The organism is Mesorhizobium sp. WSM4307, from assembly GCF_007003945.1.
Taxonomy (GTDB): domain Bacteria; phylum Pseudomonadota; class Alphaproteobacteria; order Rhizobiales; family Rhizobiaceae; genus Mesorhizobium.
On record NZ_VFTB01000004.1, the window covers coordinates 196,421 to 218,373 of the forward strand.

Below are 21,953 nucleotides of genomic sequence, written 5' to 3' on the forward strand. Positions count from 1 at the left end.
GCCGGCGGACAAGCCGGCTTTTTCATTTGCGTTTTCCCGGCTGAACCCCTTTATACGCCTTGCCAGCTGGCTGGGCGGCCGCACTCGCAAACGCCGAAAGGCCGCGAGTGAGGAAAGTCCGGGCTCCATGGAGACACGGTGCCGGTTAATGGCCGGCGGGGGCGACCCCAGGGAAAGTGCCACAGAAAGCAAACCGCCACGACTTTGTCGGGGTAAGGGTGAAAGGGTGGGGTAAGAGCCCACCGCGCGACTGGCAACAGGAGCGGCACGGTAAACCCCACCGGGAGCAAAACCGAATAGGGGCGGTGCGAGGGGAAACCCTCGAGGGCTGTTTCCGGCTCACCGTCCGGGTAGGTTGCGTGAGGCGCATGGCAACATGCGCCCAAGATGAATGGTCGCCACGTTCTCGTCCCGCAAGGGGCGAGGGCCATACAGAACCCGGCTTACAGGCCAGCTGGCAGTTTCGTCCTCGAAGAGAAGTCCTTTGAGATCAGCAGGTTGCGCCCTCGGGCGCGCCTGTCGATTCAAGTCTTTTCGGCTATTCGCCTACAAGAACTCAGCTCGGCCTCACTTGAAGCTGGTGCGATTAAATCCTACTGTGGTCCGAGAACGATATCGGGAGCCCTATCATGGGACAGGTCGACAAGCGCAGCATCACGCTCTCGCCGGAACTGGCGCAAGCGGTGGACGACGTGGTCGCCGCCGGCGAATATGCCTCGGCGAGCGAGGTCATCCGCGATGCGCTGCGGCAGTGGAAGGACCGTCGCGATCTCTTCGGCTATACGATCGAGGAACTACGCAAGTTGGTGCAGGAAGGGATCGACAGCGGGCCGGGACGATTTGCATCGATGGATGAAATCAAGGCCGAGGCACGGAGACGCTTGCGATCTGACGACGCGGCATGAATTTTCTGCCCATCGTCCAGAACGCACGGAAGACGATCTGATCGCGATCTGGCTTCATGTTGCGCGCGACAACGAGGCCGCAGCCGATCGGCTGCTCGACCGCTTCGAGGCGCGGTGGCAGCAACTGGCTTCCTTTCCCTCCTCAGGCGCGCCACGTGACGACATTGGGCCTGGCATCCGTCATCTGGTCGTCGGCGAGTATCTCACTCTGTATCGCGTCGGCGACGACGCGATCGAAATTCTTCGCGTGCTGCACGGCCATCGCAACATCGAGGCCGACGACCTCGGTTCGTGATCGGCCTGTCAGGCGCTGATCCCGTCCAGCGACGTCTCGATGGCCTTCCAGAGTTCTTCCACCGGTTCGCAGCCGACTGACAGACGTACAAAGCCGGGCGGTACCGCATCGCCTCGCTTCGAGCGCCGCTCGGCCGAAGTGTGGACGCCGCCGAAGGAGGTCGCGGCCTCTATCAATGGGCAATTGTTGATGAAATCCTCGGCCTTGTTCTCGGACGCGAGCTCGAAGGAGATGAGGAAGCCGAAGCGCTCCATCTGGGCGCGGGCGAGGTTGTGCGACGGGTCGCCGTTCAGGCCGGGAAAACGCAGGCCACGCACCGCGCGATGTTCTCTCAGCCGCTGCGCGATCGTTTCGGCGGACGAGCACATGCGGTCGAAGCGCACTTCCAGTGTTTCGAGGCCGCGATGCACCAGCCATGCCTCGAACGGCCCGGGAATGCCGCCGGCCATTGCCCGCCAGTCCGTCACCTTGGTGATGATGTCGGCGTCGCGGCTGGCGACGTGGCCGAACAGCACGTCCGAATGGCCGTTGACCGCCTTGGTGTCGGCGGAGACGACGACATCGGCGCCGAAGTCGAGCGGACGCTGGCCGAATGGCGTCATCGTCGTGTTGTCGATGACAAGGAGCCCGCCTTGTTCGTGGACAGCCTTGGCAATCGCCGAGATATCGCAGATGTCCAGCCGCGGATTGGACGGGGTTTCCACGAAGACCAGCGAAAAGCCTTTGAAGCCGCCGTCAAGGAAGGTCGGCGTCGGCCTGGTATCGCAGGTGATGCCGAGCGGCTTCAGGAAGCGTTCGGCCATCGCGCGCGTCGCATGATAGCCGTCCGCCGGCAGGAGCACGCGATCGCCTGATTTCAGGAGCGCGAAAAACACCGACGAAATCGCGCCCATTCCAGAGGGAAAACTCACGCATTGCGCATCTTCCAAATGGCCGAGCACATGTTCCACGGCGCGCCAGGTTGGATTGTCGTAGCGGCCATATTGATCGACCCCGGTCTCTACACCCGGCGTGTGAAAGATCGACGCCATGGTCAGCGGCAAGGGGATCGGATCGCCACTGGCGAAATCGCGGCTGCGCAAATGAGAAAGTACGGCGGCGCGTGACTTTGCCGTCTCGGACATGAGCTCGATCCTTGTTTTTGGGCGGAAGACGTCGCTCGACGCTATGCGCGCGGGTGATCGGCGGCAAGCCAGGTCTTTTGGGCCAGCGGGCTCTAAACGCTTCGTTAGGCTTAATGGATCATAAAGACGGGACGTGCCGTAACGGCTGCTCGGATTGGTCGCGATGCGCGTGTTTATGAAGCCTATTCCCGTTGACGCCCATAGTGCCCCATGATATCCCATCGAGACATCACAGCCTTCGTTCCGCGTCAGGGTAAAGCGTACGCCAGTCGGGCAGCCGCGGCGGCTGCGCGTTTGCCGGTTTTTGCCCGTGCGCGCGAGGCTGATACGGGGCAGGGAACGCGCAGCGGCGGCGCGTGCGAGACGATGAAGAGGGGTGCGGCGGCGCAAGCGGCCGTAGTGTTTAATGGACCGGTTTCTGTCGAACACGGTGAGCAGGATCGATGCGAAGGGGCGGGTGTCCGTTCCGGCGCATTTCCGCGCCGTCGTGCAGAAGCGCGGCTATTCGGAACTCTATGCATTGCGCTGCCTGGATCTGCCGGCGATGGATGTCGGCGGGCTGGATCTGCTCGACCGTTACGAGCAGCGTATCGCGCAGGAAGATCCCTTTCTGCAGGCGGCGGACGACATGTCGTTCTTCTGCCATGGCGACGGAGCGTTCCTGAAACTCGACCAGGACGGCCGCATCACGATGAGCGATTTCATTCGCGAGCATACCGGCATCTCGGCGGAAGTGGCCTTTGTCGGGCGCGGCAATTTCTTTCAGATCTGGGAGCCGGGACGACTTGCGGCCTATGGGGCGCAGGCGCGGGCCAGGCTTTTGCAGCTTCGGCAGGGGACGAAGCCTGGGGAGCGACCGGAATGACGGCGGGCCACGGCGATGACGTCCACGCCGTTGGCGGATCGGTCCGCCACATTCCGGTCCTCCTTGGCGAAGTGCTCGAGGCACTGGCGCCGGCGGAGGGCGACATCATCATCGACGGCACGTTCGGCGCCGGCGGCTACACCAAGGCCATTCTGGCGACCGGCGCTTCCGTCGTCGCCATCGACCGCGATCCCGACGCGATCGCCGCCGGGCGCGATATCGAGGCACAATCGGGCGGCAGGCTGAGGCTGGTGCAGGCGCCGTTCTCGACGCTGGACGAGCATGTCGAAAGCGCCGACGGCGTCGTGCTCGACATTGGCGTGTCCTCCATGCAACTCGACCAGGCCGAGCGCGGCTTTTCCTTCCGCCTCGACGGGCCGCTCGACATGCGCATGGCGCAGGCGGGCCTGAGTGCGGCGGATGTCGTCAACAGCTTCAAGCCGGGCGACCTTGCCCGCATCTTCGGCTTCCTCGGCGAGGAGCGTCACGCCGGCCGCATCGCCCGCATGATCGAGGCGCGCCGCGAAAAGAAGCCATTCGAGCGCACGCTGGAACTGGCCGACGCCATCGAAACGCATATTGGCCGCGCGCCGAAGGACAAGATCCACCCTGCGACCCGCGTCTTCCAGGCGCTGCGCATCTTCGTCAATGACGAACTCGGTGAACTGGCCAAGGCGTTGTTCGCGGCCGAACGCGCGCTGAAGCCGGGCGGGCGGCTCGCCGTGGTGACGTTCCATTCGCTGGAAGACCGCATCGTCAAGCGCTTCATCGCCGACCGTGCCGACGTCGCCACGGGATCACGTCACCTGCCCGAGGCGCATGCGCGCACGGCGACCTTCCGCAAGGCCGGTGGCGGCGTGACGGCTGATGATGCCGAGGTCGCTGCCAATCCGCGCGCCCGCTCGGCCAGGCTGCGCGCGGCGATCCGCACCGAGGCGCCGGCACGCGCCGGCGATTTTTCGATTTTCGGCCTTCCAAAGCTTCCCGGCATCGACCGGCCGGGGGAGAGGTAAGCACGTGTTCCGTACCAGCGACATTGTCCTGATCGCCGTCATGGTTTCGGCGGCGGCCCTGACCTACAAGACCAAGCGCGAGGCCGAGGACCAGTTGGCGGCGGTGCAGAAGATCCACAACCAGATACGCTATGAGGAGGAGACGATCGACCTGCTCAAGGCGGACTGGAGCCTGCTCACGCAGCCGTCGCGGCTGCAGAAGCTCGCCGAACTCTACAAGTCACAGCTCGCGCTCGAGCCGGTCAGCGCCCGCCAGATCGTCGGCTTGGGCGACCTGCCGGCCAAGGCCCTGGACATCCAGGACATTCTGAACGGACGCCAGGGCGGCATGGCCGACAATTCCGACAAGGCGCCTGCCGACGGCAAGGATCCCGTCGTGACCGGAGGCATCGCCCAATGATCGGCAAACTGCTGAAGCGTCGCGCAAGGACGGGTGAAGACGGATCGATCGTCGTCGAGGGCGCACGCAAGGCGACCGGCGGCAAGGGCAAGGCGCGCATCGTGATGACGATGGCGGTGTTCTTCGGCATCTTCTCGACCATTTCAGGGCGATTGGTCTATCTCGGCTTCCAGACGCCTGACCTGTCGGGGGGGCCGCAGAGCCGGATCACCGCCTCGCGGCCCGACATTGTCGACCGCAATGGCGAAGTGCTGGCGACCGACATCAAGACGGCGTCGCTGTTTGCCGAGCCGCGCCGCATCGTCGACGCCGACGAGGCTATCGAGAAGCTGTCGACGGTGCTGCCCGAGATCGATTACGAGCAGACCTACCACAAGCTCAAGAGCGGCGCCGGCTTCGTGTGGCTGCAGCGGCAGCTGACACCCAAGCAGCAGGCCGACATCATGCAGCTCGGCATTCCCGGTTTCGGCTTCCGCACGGAGAAGCGCCGCTTCTATCCGAGCGGCGAAACCTCGTCCTACATTGTCGGCCTGACCAACATCGACAACCAGGGCATCTCCGGCATGGAGAAATATATCGACGAGCAGGGCCTGAGCGACCTGCAGGCGTCGGGCCTGGCGGTGGCCAAGGATCTCAAGCCGGTGAAGCTGTCGATCGATCTGCGCGTCCAGCATGTGGTGCGCGACGAAATAGCCGCCGGCCTGGAGCGCTATCGCGCGCTCGGCGCCGGCGCCGTCGTGCTCAACGTCAAGACCGGCGAAGTGGTGGCCATGGCCTCGGTGCCGGATTTCGATCCGAACAATCCTTACAATGCACAGGAAAAGGATCGGCTGAACCGGATGTCGGCGGGCCTCTATGAGATGGGCTCGACCTTCAAGAGCTTCACCTCGGCCATGGCGCTCGATTCCGGCAAGGCGACGATGAACAGTCGTTTCGACGCTTCGCATCCGATCCGGGTCGGCCATCAGGCCATTCACGATTTCCATGGCAAGAATCGTGTGCTGTCCTTGCCGGAGGTGTTCCTCTATTCGTCCAACATCGGGTCGGCCAGGGAGGCCGAACTGGTGGGCATCGAAGGTCACCGGGAATTCCTGCATCGTCTTGGCATCCTGGAAAGGATGCAGACCGAACTGCCGGAAGTCGCCCGCCCGACCGAACCGAAGGTCTGGAAACAGGTCAATTCGTTTACCATCGCCTTCGGCCATGGCGTATCGACGACCCCGCTCCAGGCGGCTGTCGGCTGCGCGGCACTGATGAATGGCGGCTATTTGATGAATCCGACCTTCCTGGTGCGCACGCAGCAGGAAGCGATGGCGATTGCCAAGAAAGTCGTCAACGAAAAGACGGTCGAGGGCATGCGCTACCTCTATTCGCTCAATGCCGAGAAGGGCTCGGCCAGAAACGCCAGAGTCCCCGGCTACCGCGTTGGTGGCAAGACCGGAACGGCCGAGAAGGTCATCAACGGCCGCTACTCCAAAGACCTGAATTTCAATACCTTTGTCGCCGCATTTCCAATGGACGATCCGCAATATCTGGTGTTCACGATTGCCGACGCCCCGCACCCGGAAAAGCCTGGGATGACCGACGTCGCGGCCGCGAATGCGGGGGTCATAGCGGGTAATATCATCAGGCGGTCGGCGGCCATGCTTGGCGTGAAACCAGATTTCAGCCATGAAAATGGTGCAACGTTGGTTTCCTACGAGTGATTCTTAGGGCGCGCCGGCGACTGCGCGCTATTTTATTGCGGTGAACGGAACTCGATGAAGCTCAGAGATCTAGCCGGTGTCCTGCCAGTCGAAGGAACAGCTTCCGCCGATCTGGAGGTTACCGGGATTTCGTCCGATTCCCGCCAGGTAAAACCGGGCGTCGTCTTTTTTGCGCTCGCCGGCACCAAGGCGGACGGCGCGGCCTATGCCGCCGACGCGGCCAGGCGCGGCGCGCTGGCGATCGTGACAGTCAAGGGCAGTTCCGTTGCCGAACTGCCGGTTCCTGTGCTGGCGGTCGACGATCCGCGCCTGGCGTTGGCATTGAGTGCTTCCCGCTTTTTCGGCAAGCAGCCGCAGACCATGGTGGCGGTGACCGGCACCAGCGGCAAGACCTCGGTCGCCGCCTTCACCAGGCAGATCTGGGAGCAGGCGGGCTACGCCGCGGCTTCGATCGGCACCACCGGCGTGGTGGCGCCAGGCCGCAACGAGTATGGCTCGCTGACTACGCCAGATCCCGTCGCCCTGCACCAATTGCTGCGGGAATTGGCCGATGCCGGCGTCACCCATGCTTCGATGGAAGCCTCCAGCCATGGGCTCGACCAGCGCCGTCTCGACGGCGTGAAGCTCGCCGCCGGCGGCTTCACCAACCTTGGCCGCGACCACATGGATTACCATCCGACGGTCGAGGATTATCATCGCGCCAAACTGCGCCTGTTCGACACGCTGCTGCCGAAGGGCGCGCCGGCGGTCATCTTCGCCGACGATCCGTGGTCGGCACCGACGATCCAGGCGGCGAAGGCCGCCGGGCTCAATGTGCTGACGGTTGGCCGCCATGGCGATTTCCTCACGCTGAAGCGGGTCGAGCACGAACGCCATCGCCAGCGCGCCGAGGTGGAGGCCGAGGGCGTGCTTTACGAAATCGACTTGCCGCTGGCCGGCGATTTCCAGATTTCGAACGCGCTGGTTTCTGCAGGGCTTGCCATTTCCACCGGAACACCCGTCGCCAAGGCCTTGGCCGCATTGGAAAAATTGAAGGGCGCGCCGGGGCGGCTCGACCTGGTCGGCACCACCGCCAGCGGTGCGCCGGTCTATGTCGACTACGCCCACAAGCCCGATGCGCTGGAAAACGTGCTGGCTTCGGTGCGTCCGTTCACCACCGGCCGCGTCATGGTCGTGTTCGGCTGCGGCGGCGACCGCGACCGGGGCAAAAGGCCGATCATGGGCGAAATCGCCACCCGGCTTGCGGATGTCGTCATCGTCACCGACGACAATCCACGCTCGGAAGTGCCCGAGACGATCCGCGCCGCCATTCTGGCCGCTGCCCCCGGCGCCATCGAAATCGGCGACCGGCGCAAGGCGATCCACGAGGCTGTCGGCATGCTTCATGCCGGCGACACGCTGATCGTCGCCGGCAAGGGTCATGAGGAAGGCCAGATGATCGGCTCCGAAACCCTGCATTTCTCCGACCACGAGGAAGTCCGCGCGGCGCTGCGGGAGCGTGCCGCATGAGTTTGCTGTGGACCTCCGACGCGCTGGTTGCCGCCATGGACGGGCGGCCGCTCGGGCCTATGCCCGAGGGCATATCGGGCATTTCGATCGACAGCCGCAGCCTACAGCCGGGTGACGCCTTCTTCGCCATCAAGGGCGAGGCGATGGATGGCCACGACTTCGCCACCGCGGCCATCAAGGCCGGCGCCGGTGTGCTGGTGGTGGCGGAAGGCAAGCTGCCGTCGCTCGGCCGGCTGACGGCGCCAATCATCGTCGTCGAGGATGTGCTGGTCGCGTTGGAAAAGCTTGGTGTCGCGGCGCGCGCCCGTTCCCAGGCCAAGATCATCGCGGTGACCGGTTCGGCCGGCAAGACCACCACCAAGGAAGCGCTGCGCCATGTGCTGTCGGCGGTCGGCAAGGTGCATGCCTCGGCACAGTCCTTCAACAATCATTGGGGGGTGCCGCTGACGCTGGCGCGCATGCCCGATGATTGCGACTATGCCGTGTTCGAGATCGGCATGAACCATCCCGACGAGATCCGGCCGTTGGTGAAGATGGTGCGGCCGCATGTCGCCATCGTCACCATGATCGCTGCGGCGCATCTCGGCTTCTTCCGCAATCTGGACGAGATCGCCAAGGCCAAGGCCGAGATTTTCGAAGGGCTGGAGCCCGAAGGCGCAGCCGTCCTCAACCGCGACGATGCGCGCTTCAAGCTGCTCGACAAGATGGCGCATGCCGCCGGCGTAGAGCATGTGTACGGCTTCGGCGAGAATGCGCGCTCGACCTTCAAGCTCACCAAATGCGAGTTGCATGCCGACCATTCCGACATCGCCGCCCGGATCGGCGGCCATGACATGATCGCCCGCATCGGTGTGCCCGGCCGGCACATGGTGCAGAACGTGCTGGCGGTGCTGGGCGCGGCGCAACTGGTCGGCGCCGATCTCGACAAGGTGGCCCTGGCCCTGGCCGATCTCTCGGCAGAGCGCGGTCGCGGCAAGCGCCATGTGTTGCGACATCCCGGTGGCTCGACTTCGAGCCACCCCGGTGGCCCGATCACGCTGATCGACGAGAGCTACAATGCCAATCCGGCCTCGATGGCGGCGGCCATGGCGCTGCTCAACGCGACGCCGGTGACGGGTGAGGGGCGCCGCATCGCCGTGCTCGGCGACATGCTGGAACTCGGCGAGCATTCGGCCAAGCTGCATGCCGCCCTTGCCGATCTCATCGTTGGCACCGGCACGCAGACAGTGTTTCTCGGCGGCCCCCAAATGCGGGCACTGGCGGAAGCGCTACCGGGCGACATCAAGACGGAATACCGCGCCGGCGTCGAGGAATTGAAGCCGGTGCTGCTTGCCGCGCTGAAGCCTGGCGACGTGGTGATGATCAAATCGTCGAAGGGCATCGGTTTTGCAAAACTGGTCGATGCGCTGCTGGGCAAGTACCCGGCTGAAACGACAACCAGCAAACTGACCTAGGTCAAGTCGGGGGACGAAAGCGCATGTTTACACTGCTGGTCGATTTCGCGGACAAGATCTCGGTCTTCAATGTCTTCCGCTACATCACGTTCCGCACCGGCGGGGCGCTGATCACCTCGGCGCTGATCGTCTTCATCTTCGGGCCGACCATCATCAATTCGCTGCGGCTACGGCAAGGCAAGGGCCAGCCGATCCGCGCCGACGGGCCGCAGACGCATTTCAAGAAGGCGGGTACGCCGACCATGGGCGGGCTGATGATCCTGTCGGGCATCATCGGCTCTTCGCTCCTGTGGGCGAACCTGTCGAGCATCTATGTCTGGGTGGTGCTGCTGGTGACGCTGGGCTTCGGCTCGATCGGCTTCTATGACGACTATCTGAAGGTGACCAAGCAGTCGCATCTCGGCTTCTCCGGCAAGGCGCGGCTGGGGCTGGAATTCATCATCGCCGGCATCGCCGCCTGGGTGATCATGCATAACGGCCAGGCGCCGTTCTCCTCGTCGCTGACATTTCCCTTCGCCAAGGAATTCATCATCAACCTCGGCTGGTTCTTCATCCCGTTCTCCTGCTTCGTCATCGTCGGCGCCGGCAATGCGGTGAACCTGACCGACGGCCTCGATGGACTGGCGATCGTGCCGATCATGATCGCCGCCGCGTCCTTCGGCGTCATCGCCTATCTCTCGGGCAATGCGGTGTTCGCCGAATATCTGCAGATCCATTTCGTTCCCGGCACTGGTGAACTGGCGGTCGTTCTGGGCGCCGTCATCGGCGCCGGCCTCGGCTTCCTCTGGTTCAACGCGCCGCCGGCGGCGATCTTCATGGGCGACACCGGTTCGCTGGCCATGGGAGGCCTGATCGGCACAGTCGCCGTCGCCACCAAGCACGAGATCGTGCTGGTCATCGTCGGTGGCCTGTTCGTGGTCGAGATTTTGTCGGTGATCATCCAGGTCGGCTACTTCAAGATGACCGGCAAGCGCGTGTTCCTGATGGCGCCGATCCACCATCATTTCGAAAAGCTCGGCTGGACCGAGAGCCAGGTGGTGATCCGGTTCTGGATCATCGCCGTCATCCTGGCGCTGGTCGGTCTCTCCACCCTGAAGCTCAGATAGGAAGCCCTCCCTTGATCCCCGCCGCATCCTTCGCAGGCAAGCACGTTTCGCTCTTCGGGCTCGGCGGCTCGGGGATCGCGACCGCACGGGCATTGATCGAGGGCGGGGCGCAGGTGCTGGCCTGGGACGACAATCCCGACAGCGTCGCCAAGGCGGCCGCCACCGGTATCGCGACCGCCGATTTGCGAGGCGCCGACTGGGCGAAATTCTCGGCTTTCGTGCTGTCGCCGGGCGTGCCGCTGACGCATCCCAAGCCGCATTGGACGGTGGAGCTGGCAAAGGGCGCCGGCGTCGAGGTCATCGGCGACATCGAGCTTTTCTGCCGCGAGCGGACGCTCGGCGCGCCAACGGCGCCGTTCATCGCCATCACCGGCACCAACGGCAAGTCGACCACCACCGCGCTGACGGCGCATATCCTCAAATCGGCCGGCCGCGACACCCAGATGGGCGGCAATATCGGCCGCGCGGTGATGACGCTCGATCCGCCGAAGCCGGATCGCCACTATGTCGTCGAATGCTCGTCCTACCAGATCGACCTTGCTCCCTCGATCAATCCGACCGCCGGCATCCTGCTCAACCTGACGCCCGACCATCTCGATCGCCACGGCACCATGCAGCACTACGCTTCGATCAAGGAGCGGCTCGTGGCGGGCAGCGAGACGGCGATCATCGGCATCGACGATTCCTGGTGCGCGCAGATCGCCGAGCGGCTGGAGCGGGCAGGGCGGCACGTCATCCGCATTTCCAAGCGGCTGCCGCTGACCGACGGCTATTTCGCCGACGGCACCAATCTGATGGAGGCCGTGCACGGCCGCTACAGCAAGGTCGCCTTCCTCGAAGGCATCGGTTCGCTGCGTGGCCAGCACAATGCGCAGAACGCGCTTGCCGCGGTCGCCGCTTGCCTGAAGGTCGGGCTCGACCTCGGCGAAATCCAGTCGGGGCTCGAGAGCTTCCCCGGCCTCGCGCACCGCATGGAGCAGGTCGGCCGCAAGGGCCATGTGCTGTTCGTCAACGATTCCAAGGCGACCAATGCCGACGCGGCCGCCCCCGCGCTGTCGACCTTTCCGCGCATCTACTGGATCGCCGGCGGCCTGCCCAAGGAGGGCGGCATCGAGCCGCTGCGCGGTTTCTTCGCGCGCATCGCCAAGGCCTATCTGATCGGCGAGGCCGCACCGGCCTTTTCGGCGACGCTGGGCGAGGCGGTGCCTTACGAAATATCTGGCACGCTGGCCGCCGCGGTCGCGCACGCCGCCCATGATGCGGCCAAGGACGGCAGTGGCGAGGTGGTGGTGCTGTTGTCGCCGGCCTGCGCCAGTTTCGACCAGTTCAAGAATTTCGAAGTTCGCGGCGAAGCCTTCAGGCAAGCTGCGGGCGCTATAGATGGCGTCAAACCCATCGGAGGGGCACGATAATGCAGAGCCGTCTCGATAAAAGTCCTGTCGCAACCTGGTGGTGGACGATCGATCGCTGGTTCCTGGCGGCGTTTCTGTCGCTGATGGGGCTGGGCATCGTCTTGTCCTTCGCCGCCAGCCCCGCGGTCGCCGAGCGCATCGGCCTCGACAGTTTCCATTTCGCCACCAGGCAGATCATCTTCACCGTGCCGGCGCTCGGCGTGATGCTGGCCGTCTCCTTCCTCGATTCCAGGGAGATCCGGCGCATGTCGCTGATCATGCTGTGCCTCATGCTGGTGCTGATGGTGGCGGTGCTCTATATCGGCGTCGAGGTGAAGGGTGCGCGGCGCTGGGTGTCGCTCGCCGGCCTGTCGATCCAGCCCTCGGAATTCCTGAAGCCGGCCTTCGTCATCATGTGCGCCTGGCTGTTCGCCGAGCACAAGCGCCAGCCCGACATTCCCGGCAATTTGTTCGCCATGCTGCTGCTGGTGCTGGTCGTGTCGCTGCTGGTGGCGCAGCCGGATCTCGGCCAGACCATGCTGACGACCGGCACCTGGGGCATCATGTTCTTCATGGCCGGGCTGCCCTGGCTGTGGATCATCGTGCTGGGTGCTGCCGGCGTCGGCGGCGTCTTCGCCGCCTATACGGTGTTTCCGCACGTTGCCTTGCGCATCGACAAGTTCCTCACCGGCGAAGGCGATACGTTCCAGGTCGACATGGGACGCGACGCGCTGATCAATGGCGGCTGGTTCGGCGTCGGCCCGGGCGAGGGCACGGTCAAGCGGGTCATCCCCGACAGCCACGCCGACTTCGTCTTCTCGGTCGCGGGCGAAGAATTCGGGCTGATCATGTGCTTCTTCATCATGTCGATCTTCGCATTCATCGTGCTGCGCGGCCTAAACACGGCGCTCAAGGAACATGACGACTTCACCCGCTATGCGGTCGGCGGCCTCGTCACCGTGTTCGGCCTGCAGGCCGTAATCAACATGTGCGTCAACCTGCAACTGGTGCCCGCCAAGGGCATGACGCTGCCCTTCATCTCCTATGGCGGCTCCTCGCAGATCGCCATCGCCATTTCGATGGGCATGGTGCTGGCGCTGACGCGCAAGCGGCCGGAGAAGCGCAAGCAGATGGGTTTTGCGCTGCCGCGGCGCGCTTTGCCGGCGGAGTGACATGGCGAGGGGTGTCATCCTACTCGCGGCGGGCGGAACCGGCGGACATCTGTTTCCGGCCGAGGCGCTGGCGCATGAGCTGAACGAGCGCGGCTGGACGGTGCATCTGGCGACCGACGATCGCGCCGAGCGGTTTGCCGGCCACTTCCCGGCTGCCGCCGTCCATCCGATCCAGTCGGCGACAATGGGCTCGAAAAATCCGATTGCCGTGCTTGGCGCATTCTGGAAAATCTGGCGCGGCGTGCGCCAGGCCTCCGCCATTATCGGCAGGATCAAGCCGGACGCGGTGGTCGGTTTTGGCGGCTATCCGACCCTGCCGCCGCTCTACGCGGCGACGCGGCGCAAGGTGCCGACGCTGATCCATGAGCAGAACGCGGTGATGGGGCGCGCCAACAGGGCGCTGGCCGGCCGTGTCGATGCCATAGCCGGCGGCTTCCTGCCGCAGGATACGAGCGCCACCGGCGAAAAGACGGTAACGACAGGCAATCCGGTTCGGCCGGCGGTGCTGGAAGCGGCCAAGACGGCTTATGCGGCATCGACGGGGGAGGAGCCTTTCCGCCTGCTGGTGTTCGGCGGCAGCCAGGGCGCGCAGTTCTTTTCCGATGCCATGCCGGGCGCCGTCGCGTTGCTTTCGGATGCACAGCGCAAGCGTCTCGTCATCACGCAGCAGGCGCGCGCGGATGACGTGGCGCGGGTGAAGACGGCCTATGCCGCGCTTGGCGTCGCCGTCGAGGTCTCGCCCTTCTTCACCGACATGGCGGCGCGCATGGCGGCGGCGCATCTGGTGATCTCGCGCTCCGGCGCCTCGACCGTCTCGGAGATCGCCGTCATCGGCCGGCCCGCGCTGCTGGTGCCCTATCCCTATGCGCTCGACCACGACCAGGCGGCGAACGCGGCGGCCCTTGCCGCTGCCGGCGGCGGCGAGGTGCACCCGCAATCGACGCTGTCGCCCGAGCGCATCGCGGCCCTCATTGGCGGGCTGATGGACAATCCCGAGCAACTGGCGGCGATGGCCGCGGGCGCGAAATCGGCCGGCAGGCCGGACGCGGCACGGTTGCTCGCCGATCTCACAGAGGCTATTGCGTCCCAAAAAACCGTTTCGGATTTCAAGAAAGGGACGCAAGCATGAAGATGCCGCAGACCATCGGCCTTGTGCATTTCATCGGCATTGGCGGCATCGGCATGAGCGGCATCGCCGAGGTGCTGCACAATCTCGGCTACAAGGTGCAAGGGTCCGACCAGGCCGACAGCGCCAATGTGCAGCGGCTGCGCGACAAGGGCATCGAATGCTTCGTCGGCCACAAGGCCGAGAATCTCGGCGATGCCGAGGTGGTGGTCGTCTCGACGGCGATCAAGAAGACCAATCCGGAACTGAAAGCCGCGCGCGAAAAGCTGCTGCCGATCGTGCGCCGCGCCGAGATGCTGGCCGAGCTGATGCGCTTCCGCCAGGCTGTCGCCATCGGCGGCACGCATGGCAAGACGACGACGACCTCGATGGTGGCGACCTTGCTGGAAGCCGGCGGGCTCGATCCGACCGTCATCAATGGCGGCATCATCAACGCCTATGGCACCAATGCTCGCATGGGCGACGGCGAGTGGATGGTGGTTGAGGCCGACGAGAGCGACGGCACCTTCCTCAAATTGCCGGCCGACATCGCCGTCGTCACCAACATCGATCCCGAACATCTCGACCATTACGGCAGCTTCGACAAGGTGCGCGAGGCGTTCCGCCAGTTCGTCGAGAACGTGCCGTTCTACGGCTTCGGCGTGATGTGCACCGACCATCCTGAAGTGCAGGCGCTGGTCGGCCGCATCGAGGATCGCCGGGTCATCACCTATGGCGAGAACGCACAGGCCGATGTGCGCTTTACCAACCACCGCATGGCCGGGGCCACCTCCGAGTTCGACGTGGTGATCCGCGACCGCAAGACCGGCAGCCAGAGCACGATTTCAGGTCTGCGCCTGCCGATGCCCGGCCGCCACAATGTCTCCAACGCCACCGCCGCCATCGCCGTCGCGCATGAGCTCGGCCTGTCCGGCGAGGCGATCAAGAAGGGCCTGTCGTCCTTCGCCGGCGTCAAGCGCCGCTTCACCCATACCGGATCCTGGAACGGCGTCGATGTGTTCGACGATTACGGTCACCATCCGGTCGAGATCTCGGCGGTGCTGAAGGCGGCGCGCAGCGCCACCAAGGGGCGCGTGATCGCCATTGCCCAGCCGCACCGCTTCACCCGGCTGCATGATCTGTTCAACGAGTTTTCAACCTGCTTCAACGATGCCGACACGGTGATTGTGGCGCCGGTCTACGCGGCCGGCGAAGAGCCTATCGAAGGCGTGACTTCCGAAGCGCTGGTGTCGCGCATCCGCGCCGGCGGCCATCGCGACGCGCGATACATAGAGGGTCCGGCAGCGATCGCGCCGATCATTCGCGACCTGGCCAAGCCCGGCGACTTCGTCGTCTTCCTCGGCGCCGGCAACATCACCCAATGGGCCTATGCTCTGCCAAAGGAGCTTGCCGCCTCATGATGCACGGCCAGGCCCTGATCGACAGACTCGGCGACCGGCTTGCCGGCCTGCGCGGCCGGCTCACGCCGAATGCCGAGATGGACAAGATCACCTGGTTCCGCGCCGGCGGCCTGGCGGAGGTGCTGTTCCAGCCGGCCGACGAAGAAGACCTTGCCGCGTTCCTGCGCGCGGTTCCCGAAGAGATACCTCTTACCGTCGTTGGTGTCGGCTCGAACCTGCTGGTCAGGGACGGCGGCATTCCAGGCTTCGTCATCCGGCTCTCGGCCAAGGGCTTTGGCGAGGCCGAGATCGTTTCGCCGATCAGGATCAAGGCGGGTGCCGCCACGCCCGACAAGCGTGTCGCGGCCCTGGCGCTGGAAGCGGGCATTGGCGGCTTCCATTTCTATCACGGCATTCCGGGCGCCGTCGGCGGGGCGCTGAGGATGAATGCCGGCGCTAATGGCGTCGAGACGCGCGAGCGCGTCGTCGAGGTGCGCGCTCTCGACCGCAAGGGCAATGTCCAGACGCTGAGCAATGCCGAGATGGGCTATGCCTATCGCCATTCGTCCGCCCCTGCCGGACTGATCTTCACCTCGGCCGTGTTCGAAGGCTTTGCCGAGGACAAGGCCATTATCAAGGCGGCGATGGACGCGGTGCAGAACCACCGCGAGACCGTGCAGCCGATCCGCGAGAAGACCGGCGGCTCGACCTTCAAGAATCCGGAAGGCACGTCGGCCTGGAAGGAGATCGACAAGGCGGGCTGCCGTGGCCTGATGATCGGTGGCGCGCAGATGTCGCCCATGCACTGCAATTTCATGATCAACACCGGCACCGCGACCGGCTACGACCTCGAATATCTCGGTGAGACGGTGCGCGCCCGCGTGCTCGAACACTCAGGCATCCGGCTGCAGTGGGAGATCAAGCGCATCGGCGATTTCCGGCCCGGGCATGCCGTCCAGGAGTTTCTGGGTCAGCTTCTCTAGGTACGCTGATATTCAGGTGATGCCGGCCTGCAAACGACGGCATTCTCCGCTTCCGGTGCTCACGGACCCGAATGTCCGCTCCGTTCCGGTTCTCGAAGGCCATCGTTTTCGACTCGGCCTGACCTGAACCTCAACGTACCCTCGCTGTCTATGAAGTTCATGTGATGCATGAACGTCAATGCGCTCGCAGAACGCGCAAAACCGTTGCTCCGGGGACTCAGCGACACGGTTTTCGCAGCCATTTTCTCAGAAAGTGAATCTCTCGGAATCATAAGCACTTGCCAGTGAATCAACTCTCTGATTCTCTGCTGGAAAGCGTTTCCTGATTTGAGTCGTTCGACGCGTTACCCGCGTTTTCCGTCTGGGGGGGCAACCTGCCGGGAGACTCGGACTCAATGTTGCGGAAATCTTGGTTTTTGGTCCGCCGTGAGAGGGGATGACGGGGAATGAAAAGCAAGCATGTGGCCGTCCTGCTGGGAGGTTTTTCGTCCGAGCGGCCCGTGTCCCTGTCCTCCGGAAAGGCCTGTGCCGATGCGCTGGAGAGTGAGGGCTATCAGGTCACCCGCGTCGATGTCGGGCGCGATGTCGGCTCGGTGCTCGCCGAGCTCAAGCCTGACGTCGCCTTCAATGCGCTGCACGGCCCGTTCGGGGAGGACGGCACCATTCAGGGCATCCTTGAATATCTCGCCATTCCCTACACCCATTCCGGCGTGCTCGCCTCGGCGCTCGCCATGAACAAGGAACAGGCGAAGAAGATCGTCAAATCGGTCGGCGTTCCCGTCGCCGAATCGAAGGTCGCCAATCGCTTCGCCATCCAGAACAAGCATCCGATGAAGCCGCCCTATGTGATCAAGCCGGTCAATGAAGGGTCGAGCTTTGGCGTCGTCATCGTGTCGGAGGGACAGTCGCATCCACCGCAGGTCGTCGGCTCGTCCGAGTGGAAATATGGCGATACCGTCATGGTCGAGCGCTACATCCACGGGCGCGAGCTGACCTGCGCCGTCATGGGCGATGTGGCGCTCGGCGTCTGCGAGATCATCCCGACCGGTCATTCCTTCTACGATTACGATTCAAAATATGTCGCGGGCGGATCAAAACACGAATGCCCCGCAAAAGTTTCACCGAATATTTACCAAAAAATACAGACACTGGCGCTCAAGGCTCACCAAGCTGTCGGCTGTCGGGGCGTTTCCCGGTCGGACTTCCGTTATGACGATCGTCACTCCGAAAATGGCGAAGTTGTATGGCTCGAGGTCAACACTCAGCCGGGCATGACGCCGACGTCTCTGGTGCCTGAAATCGCGGCCCATGCCGGGCATTCGTTTGGTGAGTTGTTGAGTTGGATGGTGGAGGACGCTTCGTGTCTGCGTTGAAATGGGGGCAAGGCAAGGGGAAGGGCGCGGCCGGGCCGTCGCTGTTCGGCTTGTCGTTGTCATCAGGCCATTTCGTGCTGCCGCGCGTGCTTCGCCGCCCGGTGCGCATCCTGGCGCGCCTGGGCGATGGTGAATTCGAGGCGCCGCGCTTCTCCGCCGCGATGATGTCGGCGGTGCTGCTCGCTTCGAGCGGCGCCTATGGCGCCTATCTCGGTGGCCATGCCGACGGCATCATCCAGAGCATCACCGCCCGTACCGGCTTTGCCGTCGATCAGGTCAAGGTGGTCGGCAATCGCCAGACCTCGGAGATCGACATTCTCGACAGGCTGGAGCTCGACGGCTGGACCTCGCTGATCGGCTTCGACGCCGAGGCTGCACGCGAGCGCATCTCCGGCCTGCCGTGGATCGAAATGGCGGCGGTGCGCAAGGTCTATCCGCACACGCTGGAAGTGCGCGTCGAGGAGCGCGAAGCCTTCGCGCTCTGGCAGCAGGGCAATGATCTCTCGGTCATCGAGAAGGATGGCGCGGTCATCGCTCCGTTCTCCGGCGGCAAGCAGGTGCTGCTGCCGCTGCTGATCGGCGAGGGCGCGCCGGCCAAGGCGCCTGACTTCCTGGCCAAGGTCGAAAAATATCCGGACCTCGCGAGCCGGGTCAAAGGCTATGTCCGCGTTGGCGATCGCCGCTGGGACCTGAAGCTCGACAACGGCATCACCGTCAAGCTGCCCGAGGACGAGGAAGGCCAGGCGCTCGCCGAGCTGGTCAAGATGGACAAGGACAAGGGGCTTTTGTCGCGCGACATCGCTGCCGTCGACATGCGCCTGACAGACCGGCTGGTCGTGGAGCTGACGCCCGAAGCGGCGACGCAGCGCGAGGCCGCGCTCAACGAGAAGCCGAAGACCCTCAAGCGCAAGTCGGAGACGAAGATATGAGCTGGCTTGGCGGTTCAGGCGATGCCGCGTCGCGCCGGTCCGGCACTCTGACGGTGCTGGATGTCGGCTCGAACAAGGTCTGCTGCATGGTGGCCAAGCTCAAGCCGAACGATGACGGCAAACTGTTGCGCGGCCGCTCGCACCGGATCCAGGTGATCGGCATCGGTCATCAGAAGTCGCAAGGCGTGAAGTCGGGCGTGGTCGTCGATCTCGACCGCGCCGAGCATGCCATCCGCCTGTCCGTCGACGCCGCCGAGCGCATGGCGGGGCTGACGGTCGATTCGCTCATCGTCAACATGACCGCCGGCCGGCTGAAGAGCGAAAGCTTCTCGGCGACCATCAATCTTGGCGGCCACGAGGCCGACGAAGCCGACATTAAGCGCGTGCTCGGCGCCGGCGCCAAGCAGGCACTCAAGGCCGAGCGTGAGGTGATCCATTCGCTGCCCGTCGGCTTCTCGCTCGATGCCGAGCGCGGCGTGCGCGATCCGCGCGGCATGGTCGGCGACGCGCTTGGCGTCGACATGCACGTGCTGACCGGTGATGCGGCACCGATGCGCAATCTGGAGCTTTCCATCAACCGCTCGCACCTGTCGGTCGAGCGCATGGTGGCGACGCCCTATGCCAGCGGGCTCGCCGCGCTTGTCGATGACGAGCTGGAGCTGGGTGCCGCCTGCATCGACATGGGCGGCGGCACGACGACCATATCGGTGTTTTCGGAAGGCAAGTTCGTCCATGGCGACGCGATCGCCATTGGCGGCAACCATGTCACGCTCGACATGGCCAAGGGGCTTTCGACCTCGCTCGATGCCGCCGAACGGCTGAAGGTCATGCATGGTTCGGCGCTGCCGGGCAGTGCCGACGACCGCGACCTGGTCTCGATCCAGCCGATCGGCGACGACGGCGACGTGCCGCTGCAGATCCCGCGTTCGGTGATGACGCGCATCGTGCGCGCCCGCATCGACGAGACGCTCGAATTGCTGCGCGACCGGCTGAATAAGTCCGGCTACGGCAATGCGGTCGGCAAGCGCGTCGTTCTGACCGGCGGCGCCAGCCAGCTGGCCGGCCTGCCGGAAGCGGCGCGCCGCATCCTGGGGCGCAATGTGCGCATCGGTCGCCCGCTCGGCGTGGCGGGCCTGCCCGAAGCGGCGAAGGGGCCGGCTTTCTCGGCCGCCGTCGGGCTTCTGATCTATCCGCAGATGGCGAATTTCGAGAGCCATCCTGCAAAAGGCATTTCCGGTCTCAGGATGACCGGAACGGGTGGAAAACTGCATCGCATGAGTCAGTGGTTGAGAGACAGTTTCTAATTGACGGGGACAGCCCCATAGGCGGCCGCGGCGGCGAAGCGGCGTGAAAGGCAAAGGACGGAGACAATGACCATCAATCTGCAGAAGCCGGACATCACCGAGCTTAAGCCGCGCATCACCGTATTCGGTGTCGGCGGCGGCGGCGGCAATGCCGTGAACAACATGATCACCGCGGGCTTGCGCGGTGTCGAGTTCGTCGTGGCCAACACCGACGCGCAGGCGCTGACCATGTCGAAGGCCGACCGGCTGATCCAGCTCGGCGCGCATGTCACCGAAGGCCTCGGCGCCGGCTCGCAGCCGGAAGTCGGCCGCGCGGCGGCTGAAGAGTGCATCGACGAGATCATCGATCACCTGTCCAACACCCATATGTGCTTCGTCACCGCCGGCATGGGCGGCGGCACCGGCACCGGTGCTGCTCCGGTCGTTGCCCGCGCCGCGCGCGAAAAGGGCATCCTCACCGTCGGTGTCGTCACCAAGCCGTTCCACTTCGAAGGCCAGCGCCGCATGAAAACGGCCGATTTGGGCATCGAGGAACTGCAGAAATGCGTCGACACCCTCATCGTCATCCCCAACCAGAACCTGTTCCGGCTGGCCAATGACAAGACCACCTTCGCCGACGCCTTCGCCATGGCCGACCAGGTGCTCTATTCCGGTGTCGCCTGCATCACCGACCTGATGGTCAAGGAAGGCCTGATCAACCTCGACTTCGCCGACGTGCGTTCGGTGATGCGCGAGATGGGCAAGGCGATGATGGGCACCGGCGAAGCTTCGGGCGAGGGCCGCGCGATGGCCGCCGCCGAGGCCGCGATCGCCAACCCGCTGCTCGACGAGACCTCGATGAAGGGCGCCAAGGGCCTGCTGATCTCGATCACCGGCGGCCGCGACCTGACCCTGTTCGAGGTCGATGAAGCAGCGACCCGTATCCGCGAGGAGGTCGACCAGGATGCCAACATCATCCTCGGCGCCACCTTCGACGAGGAACTCGAAGGCGTCATCCGTGTCTCGGTGGTCGCCACCGGCATCGACAAGTCGGCGGCTGAAATCGCCGCGGCGCCGATCTCGATCCGTACGGCACCGCCGAAGCCGGCCGCCCGTCCGGCCGTGGCCGCCGTGGAGAGCCGCCCGGCACCGGTCCAGCAGCCTGTCTATGAACCGCGCGCCGCGGACCCGGTCGCCGAGGCCATCCAGCTCGCCGAGTCGAACGCCGCCGCCATGGCGCAGGCCCGCCCGGCTCCTGTCGCCCATGCGGACGATTTCCGCCCGCAGAGCAAGATCTTCCAGGCGCCGCCGCAGCAGCCAATGCCGCAGCCGGTCGTCCAGCAGATGCAGCCGGCCCCGCAGCCGCGCGAAATGCTGCGTGAGGTCCAGCAGCCGGTGGCGATGGCACCGCAGCGCATGCCGCGCGTCGAGGACTTTCCGCCGGTGGTGAAGGCCGAGGTCGACGCAAAGAGCCGTCCGGTGGACCACGAGAACAACAGCGGACCGATGGGCCTGTTGAAGCGCCTGACCAACGGCTTGACCCGCCGCGAGGAGGAACCTGCAAGGCTGCAGCCGGCGCAACCGCGCGAGCCGAAGCTGCGCCAGGCCGCCCCCGAAGTGCGCCGTCTCGCCAGCCAGGACGCCCAGCTCTATGCGCCGCGCCGTGGCCAGCTGGACGACCAGGGCCGCCTGACGCCGCAGACCAGGGCGACTCAGGACGACGATCAGCTGGAGATTCCGGCGTTCCTCCGCCGCCAGGCCAACTGAGCGGTTAACGGACCGTAACAATTGTTAACAGGCGAGCAAGGGATTGCTCGCCTGTTAACATTTTAAGTGCTGTAGAATCAAACAGTTACGATATGGGGCTTGCTCCGGCTCGCGGTTACAGAGGGTAAGAAACCGTGATTTGGAGTCTCCCTGGCGGGACATTATCTTCGCTG

19 protein-coding genes and 1 other RNA gene are annotated in these 21,953 nt (G+C 64.6%); 19 read left to right on the forward strand and 1 reads right to left on the reverse strand.

Annotated features, from left to right (window positions below):
* The first annotated feature begins 62 nt into the window (after window positions 1-62).
* The 3 genes from rnpB to FJV83_RS10990 all read left to right on the forward strand — a co-directional run bounded on the left by rnpB (window position 63) and on the right by FJV83_RS10990 (window position 1,200).
* Window positions 63-462: RNase P RNA component class A (gene rnpB, locus FJV83_RS10980), an RNA gene on the forward strand.
* A gap of 167 nt (window positions 463-629) precedes the next feature.
* Window positions 630-905, forward strand: coding sequence for a type II toxin-antitoxin system ParD family antitoxin (locus tag FJV83_RS10985; protein WP_095773934.1), 276 nt, complete (start codon window positions 630-632; stop codon window positions 903-905).
* The gene (locus FJV83_RS10990) at window positions 853-1,200 is read left to right on the forward strand and encodes a type II toxin-antitoxin system RelE/ParE family toxin (protein ID WP_142875889.1); all 348 of its coding nucleotides are present in this window, start codon (window positions 853-855) and stop codon (window positions 1,198-1,200) included. Before FJV83_RS10985 ends, FJV83_RS10990 begins: the two co-directional genes overlap by 53 nt.
* An 8-nt stretch (window positions 1,201-1,208) precedes the next feature.
* On the opposite strand, the gene FJV83_RS10995 is transcribed toward FJV83_RS10990, so the two are convergent.
* Window positions 1,209-2,324, reverse strand: a complete 1,116-nt coding sequence (locus tag FJV83_RS10995) for a cystathionine gamma-lyase (RefSeq protein ID WP_142885336.1) — start codon at window positions 2,322-2,324, stop codon at window positions 1,209-1,211.
* Between the two features lie 406 nt (window positions 2,325-2,730).
* Between FJV83_RS10995 and mraZ the strand changes: the two genes are divergently transcribed.
* From mraZ to ftsZ, 16 genes are all read left to right on the forward strand, one after another.
* A complete protein-coding gene (gene mraZ, locus FJV83_RS11000; protein ID WP_095773937.1) occupies window positions 2,731-3,189 on the forward strand; it encodes a division/cell wall cluster transcriptional repressor MraZ in 459 nt (152 codons plus the stop codon).
* Window positions 3,186-4,202 carry a 16S rRNA (cytosine(1402)-N(4))-methyltransferase RsmH gene (gene rsmH, locus FJV83_RS11005; protein ID WP_142885108.1) on the forward strand — a complete coding sequence of 339 codons (1,017 nt, stop codon included), beginning with the start codon at window positions 3,186-3,188 and terminating at the stop codon, window positions 4,200-4,202. The genes mraZ and rsmH overlap by 4 nt, the downstream gene beginning before the upstream one ends.
* 4 nt (window positions 4,203-4,206) lie before the next feature.
* Window positions 4,207-4,602, forward strand: a complete 396-nt coding sequence (locus FJV83_RS11010) for a hypothetical protein (protein ID WP_095787739.1) — start codon at window positions 4,207-4,209, stop codon at window positions 4,600-4,602.
* Window positions 4,599-6,308, forward strand: coding sequence for a penicillin-binding protein 2 (locus FJV83_RS11015; protein ID WP_095787740.1), 1,710 nt, complete (start codon window positions 4,599-4,601; stop codon window positions 6,306-6,308). The genes FJV83_RS11010 and FJV83_RS11015 overlap by 4 nt, the downstream gene beginning before the upstream one ends.
* Before the next feature lie 54 nt (window positions 6,309-6,362).
* Window positions 6,363-7,817, forward strand: coding sequence for a UDP-N-acetylmuramoyl-L-alanyl-D-glutamate--2,6-diaminopimelate ligase (locus FJV83_RS11020; protein ID WP_095773941.1), 1,455 nt, complete (start codon window positions 6,363-6,365; stop codon window positions 7,815-7,817).
* Window positions 7,814-9,271 (forward strand): UDP-N-acetylmuramoylalanyl-D-glutamyl-2,6-diaminopimelate--D-alanyl-D-alanine ligase, encoded by a 1,458-nt coding sequence (locus FJV83_RS11025; protein ID WP_095773942.1) that lies wholly within the window; start codon window positions 7,814-7,816, stop codon window positions 9,269-9,271. Before FJV83_RS11020 ends, FJV83_RS11025 begins: the two co-directional genes overlap by 4 nt.
* A gap of 23 nt (window positions 9,272-9,294) precedes the next feature.
* A complete protein-coding gene (mraY, locus tag FJV83_RS11030) occupies window positions 9,295-10,377 on the forward strand; it encodes a phospho-N-acetylmuramoyl-pentapeptide-transferase (RefSeq protein WP_010910257.1) in 1,083 nt (360 codons plus the stop codon).
* 11 nt (window positions 10,378-10,388) lie between these two features.
* Window positions 10,389-11,789 (forward strand): UDP-N-acetylmuramoyl-L-alanine--D-glutamate ligase, encoded by a 1,401-nt coding sequence (murD, locus tag FJV83_RS11035; protein ID WP_142885110.1) that lies wholly within the window; start codon window positions 10,389-10,391, stop codon window positions 11,787-11,789.
* Window positions 11,789-12,940: a putative lipid II flippase FtsW gene (ftsW, locus tag FJV83_RS11040; RefSeq protein WP_142885112.1), complete on the forward strand. Its 1,152-nt coding sequence runs from the start codon at window positions 11,789-11,791 to the stop codon at window positions 12,938-12,940. The genes murD and ftsW overlap by 1 nt, the downstream gene beginning before the upstream one ends.
* A gap of 1 nt (window position 12,941) precedes the next feature.
* Window positions 12,942-14,069, forward strand: coding sequence for an undecaprenyldiphospho-muramoylpentapeptide beta-N-acetylglucosaminyltransferase (gene murG / locus FJV83_RS11045; protein ID WP_142885114.1), 1,128 nt, complete (start codon window positions 12,942-12,944; stop codon window positions 14,067-14,069).
* A complete protein-coding gene (gene murC, locus FJV83_RS11050; protein ID WP_095787744.1) occupies window positions 14,066-15,466 on the forward strand; it encodes a UDP-N-acetylmuramate--L-alanine ligase in 1,401 nt (466 codons plus the stop codon). Before murG ends, murC begins: the two co-directional genes overlap by 4 nt.
* The gene (murB, locus tag FJV83_RS11055; protein ID WP_095787745.1) at window positions 15,463-16,428 is read left to right on the forward strand and encodes a UDP-N-acetylmuramate dehydrogenase; all 966 of its coding nucleotides are present in this window, start codon (window positions 15,463-15,465) and stop codon (window positions 16,426-16,428) included. Before murC ends, murB begins: the two co-directional genes overlap by 4 nt.
* 446 nt (window positions 16,429-16,874) lie before the next feature.
* Window positions 16,875-17,801, forward strand: coding sequence for a D-alanine--D-alanine ligase (locus FJV83_RS11060; protein ID WP_095773948.1), 927 nt, complete (start codon window positions 16,875-16,877; stop codon window positions 17,799-17,801).
* Entirely contained in the window at window positions 17,789-18,730 is a 942-nt protein-coding gene (locus tag FJV83_RS11065) for a cell division protein FtsQ/DivIB (RefSeq protein ID WP_142885115.1), read from the forward strand. Before FJV83_RS11060 ends, FJV83_RS11065 begins: the two co-directional genes overlap by 13 nt.
* Entirely contained in the window at window positions 18,727-20,034 is a 1,308-nt protein-coding gene (gene ftsA / locus FJV83_RS11070) for a cell division protein FtsA (protein WP_095773950.1), read from the forward strand. Before FJV83_RS11065 ends, ftsA begins: the two co-directional genes overlap by 4 nt.
* A 66-nt stretch (window positions 20,035-20,100) precedes the next feature.
* Entirely contained in the window at window positions 20,101-21,780 is a 1,680-nt protein-coding gene (ftsZ, locus tag FJV83_RS11075) for a cell division protein FtsZ (RefSeq protein ID WP_095787749.1), read from the forward strand.
* Window positions 21,781-21,953 lie beyond the last annotated feature (173 nt).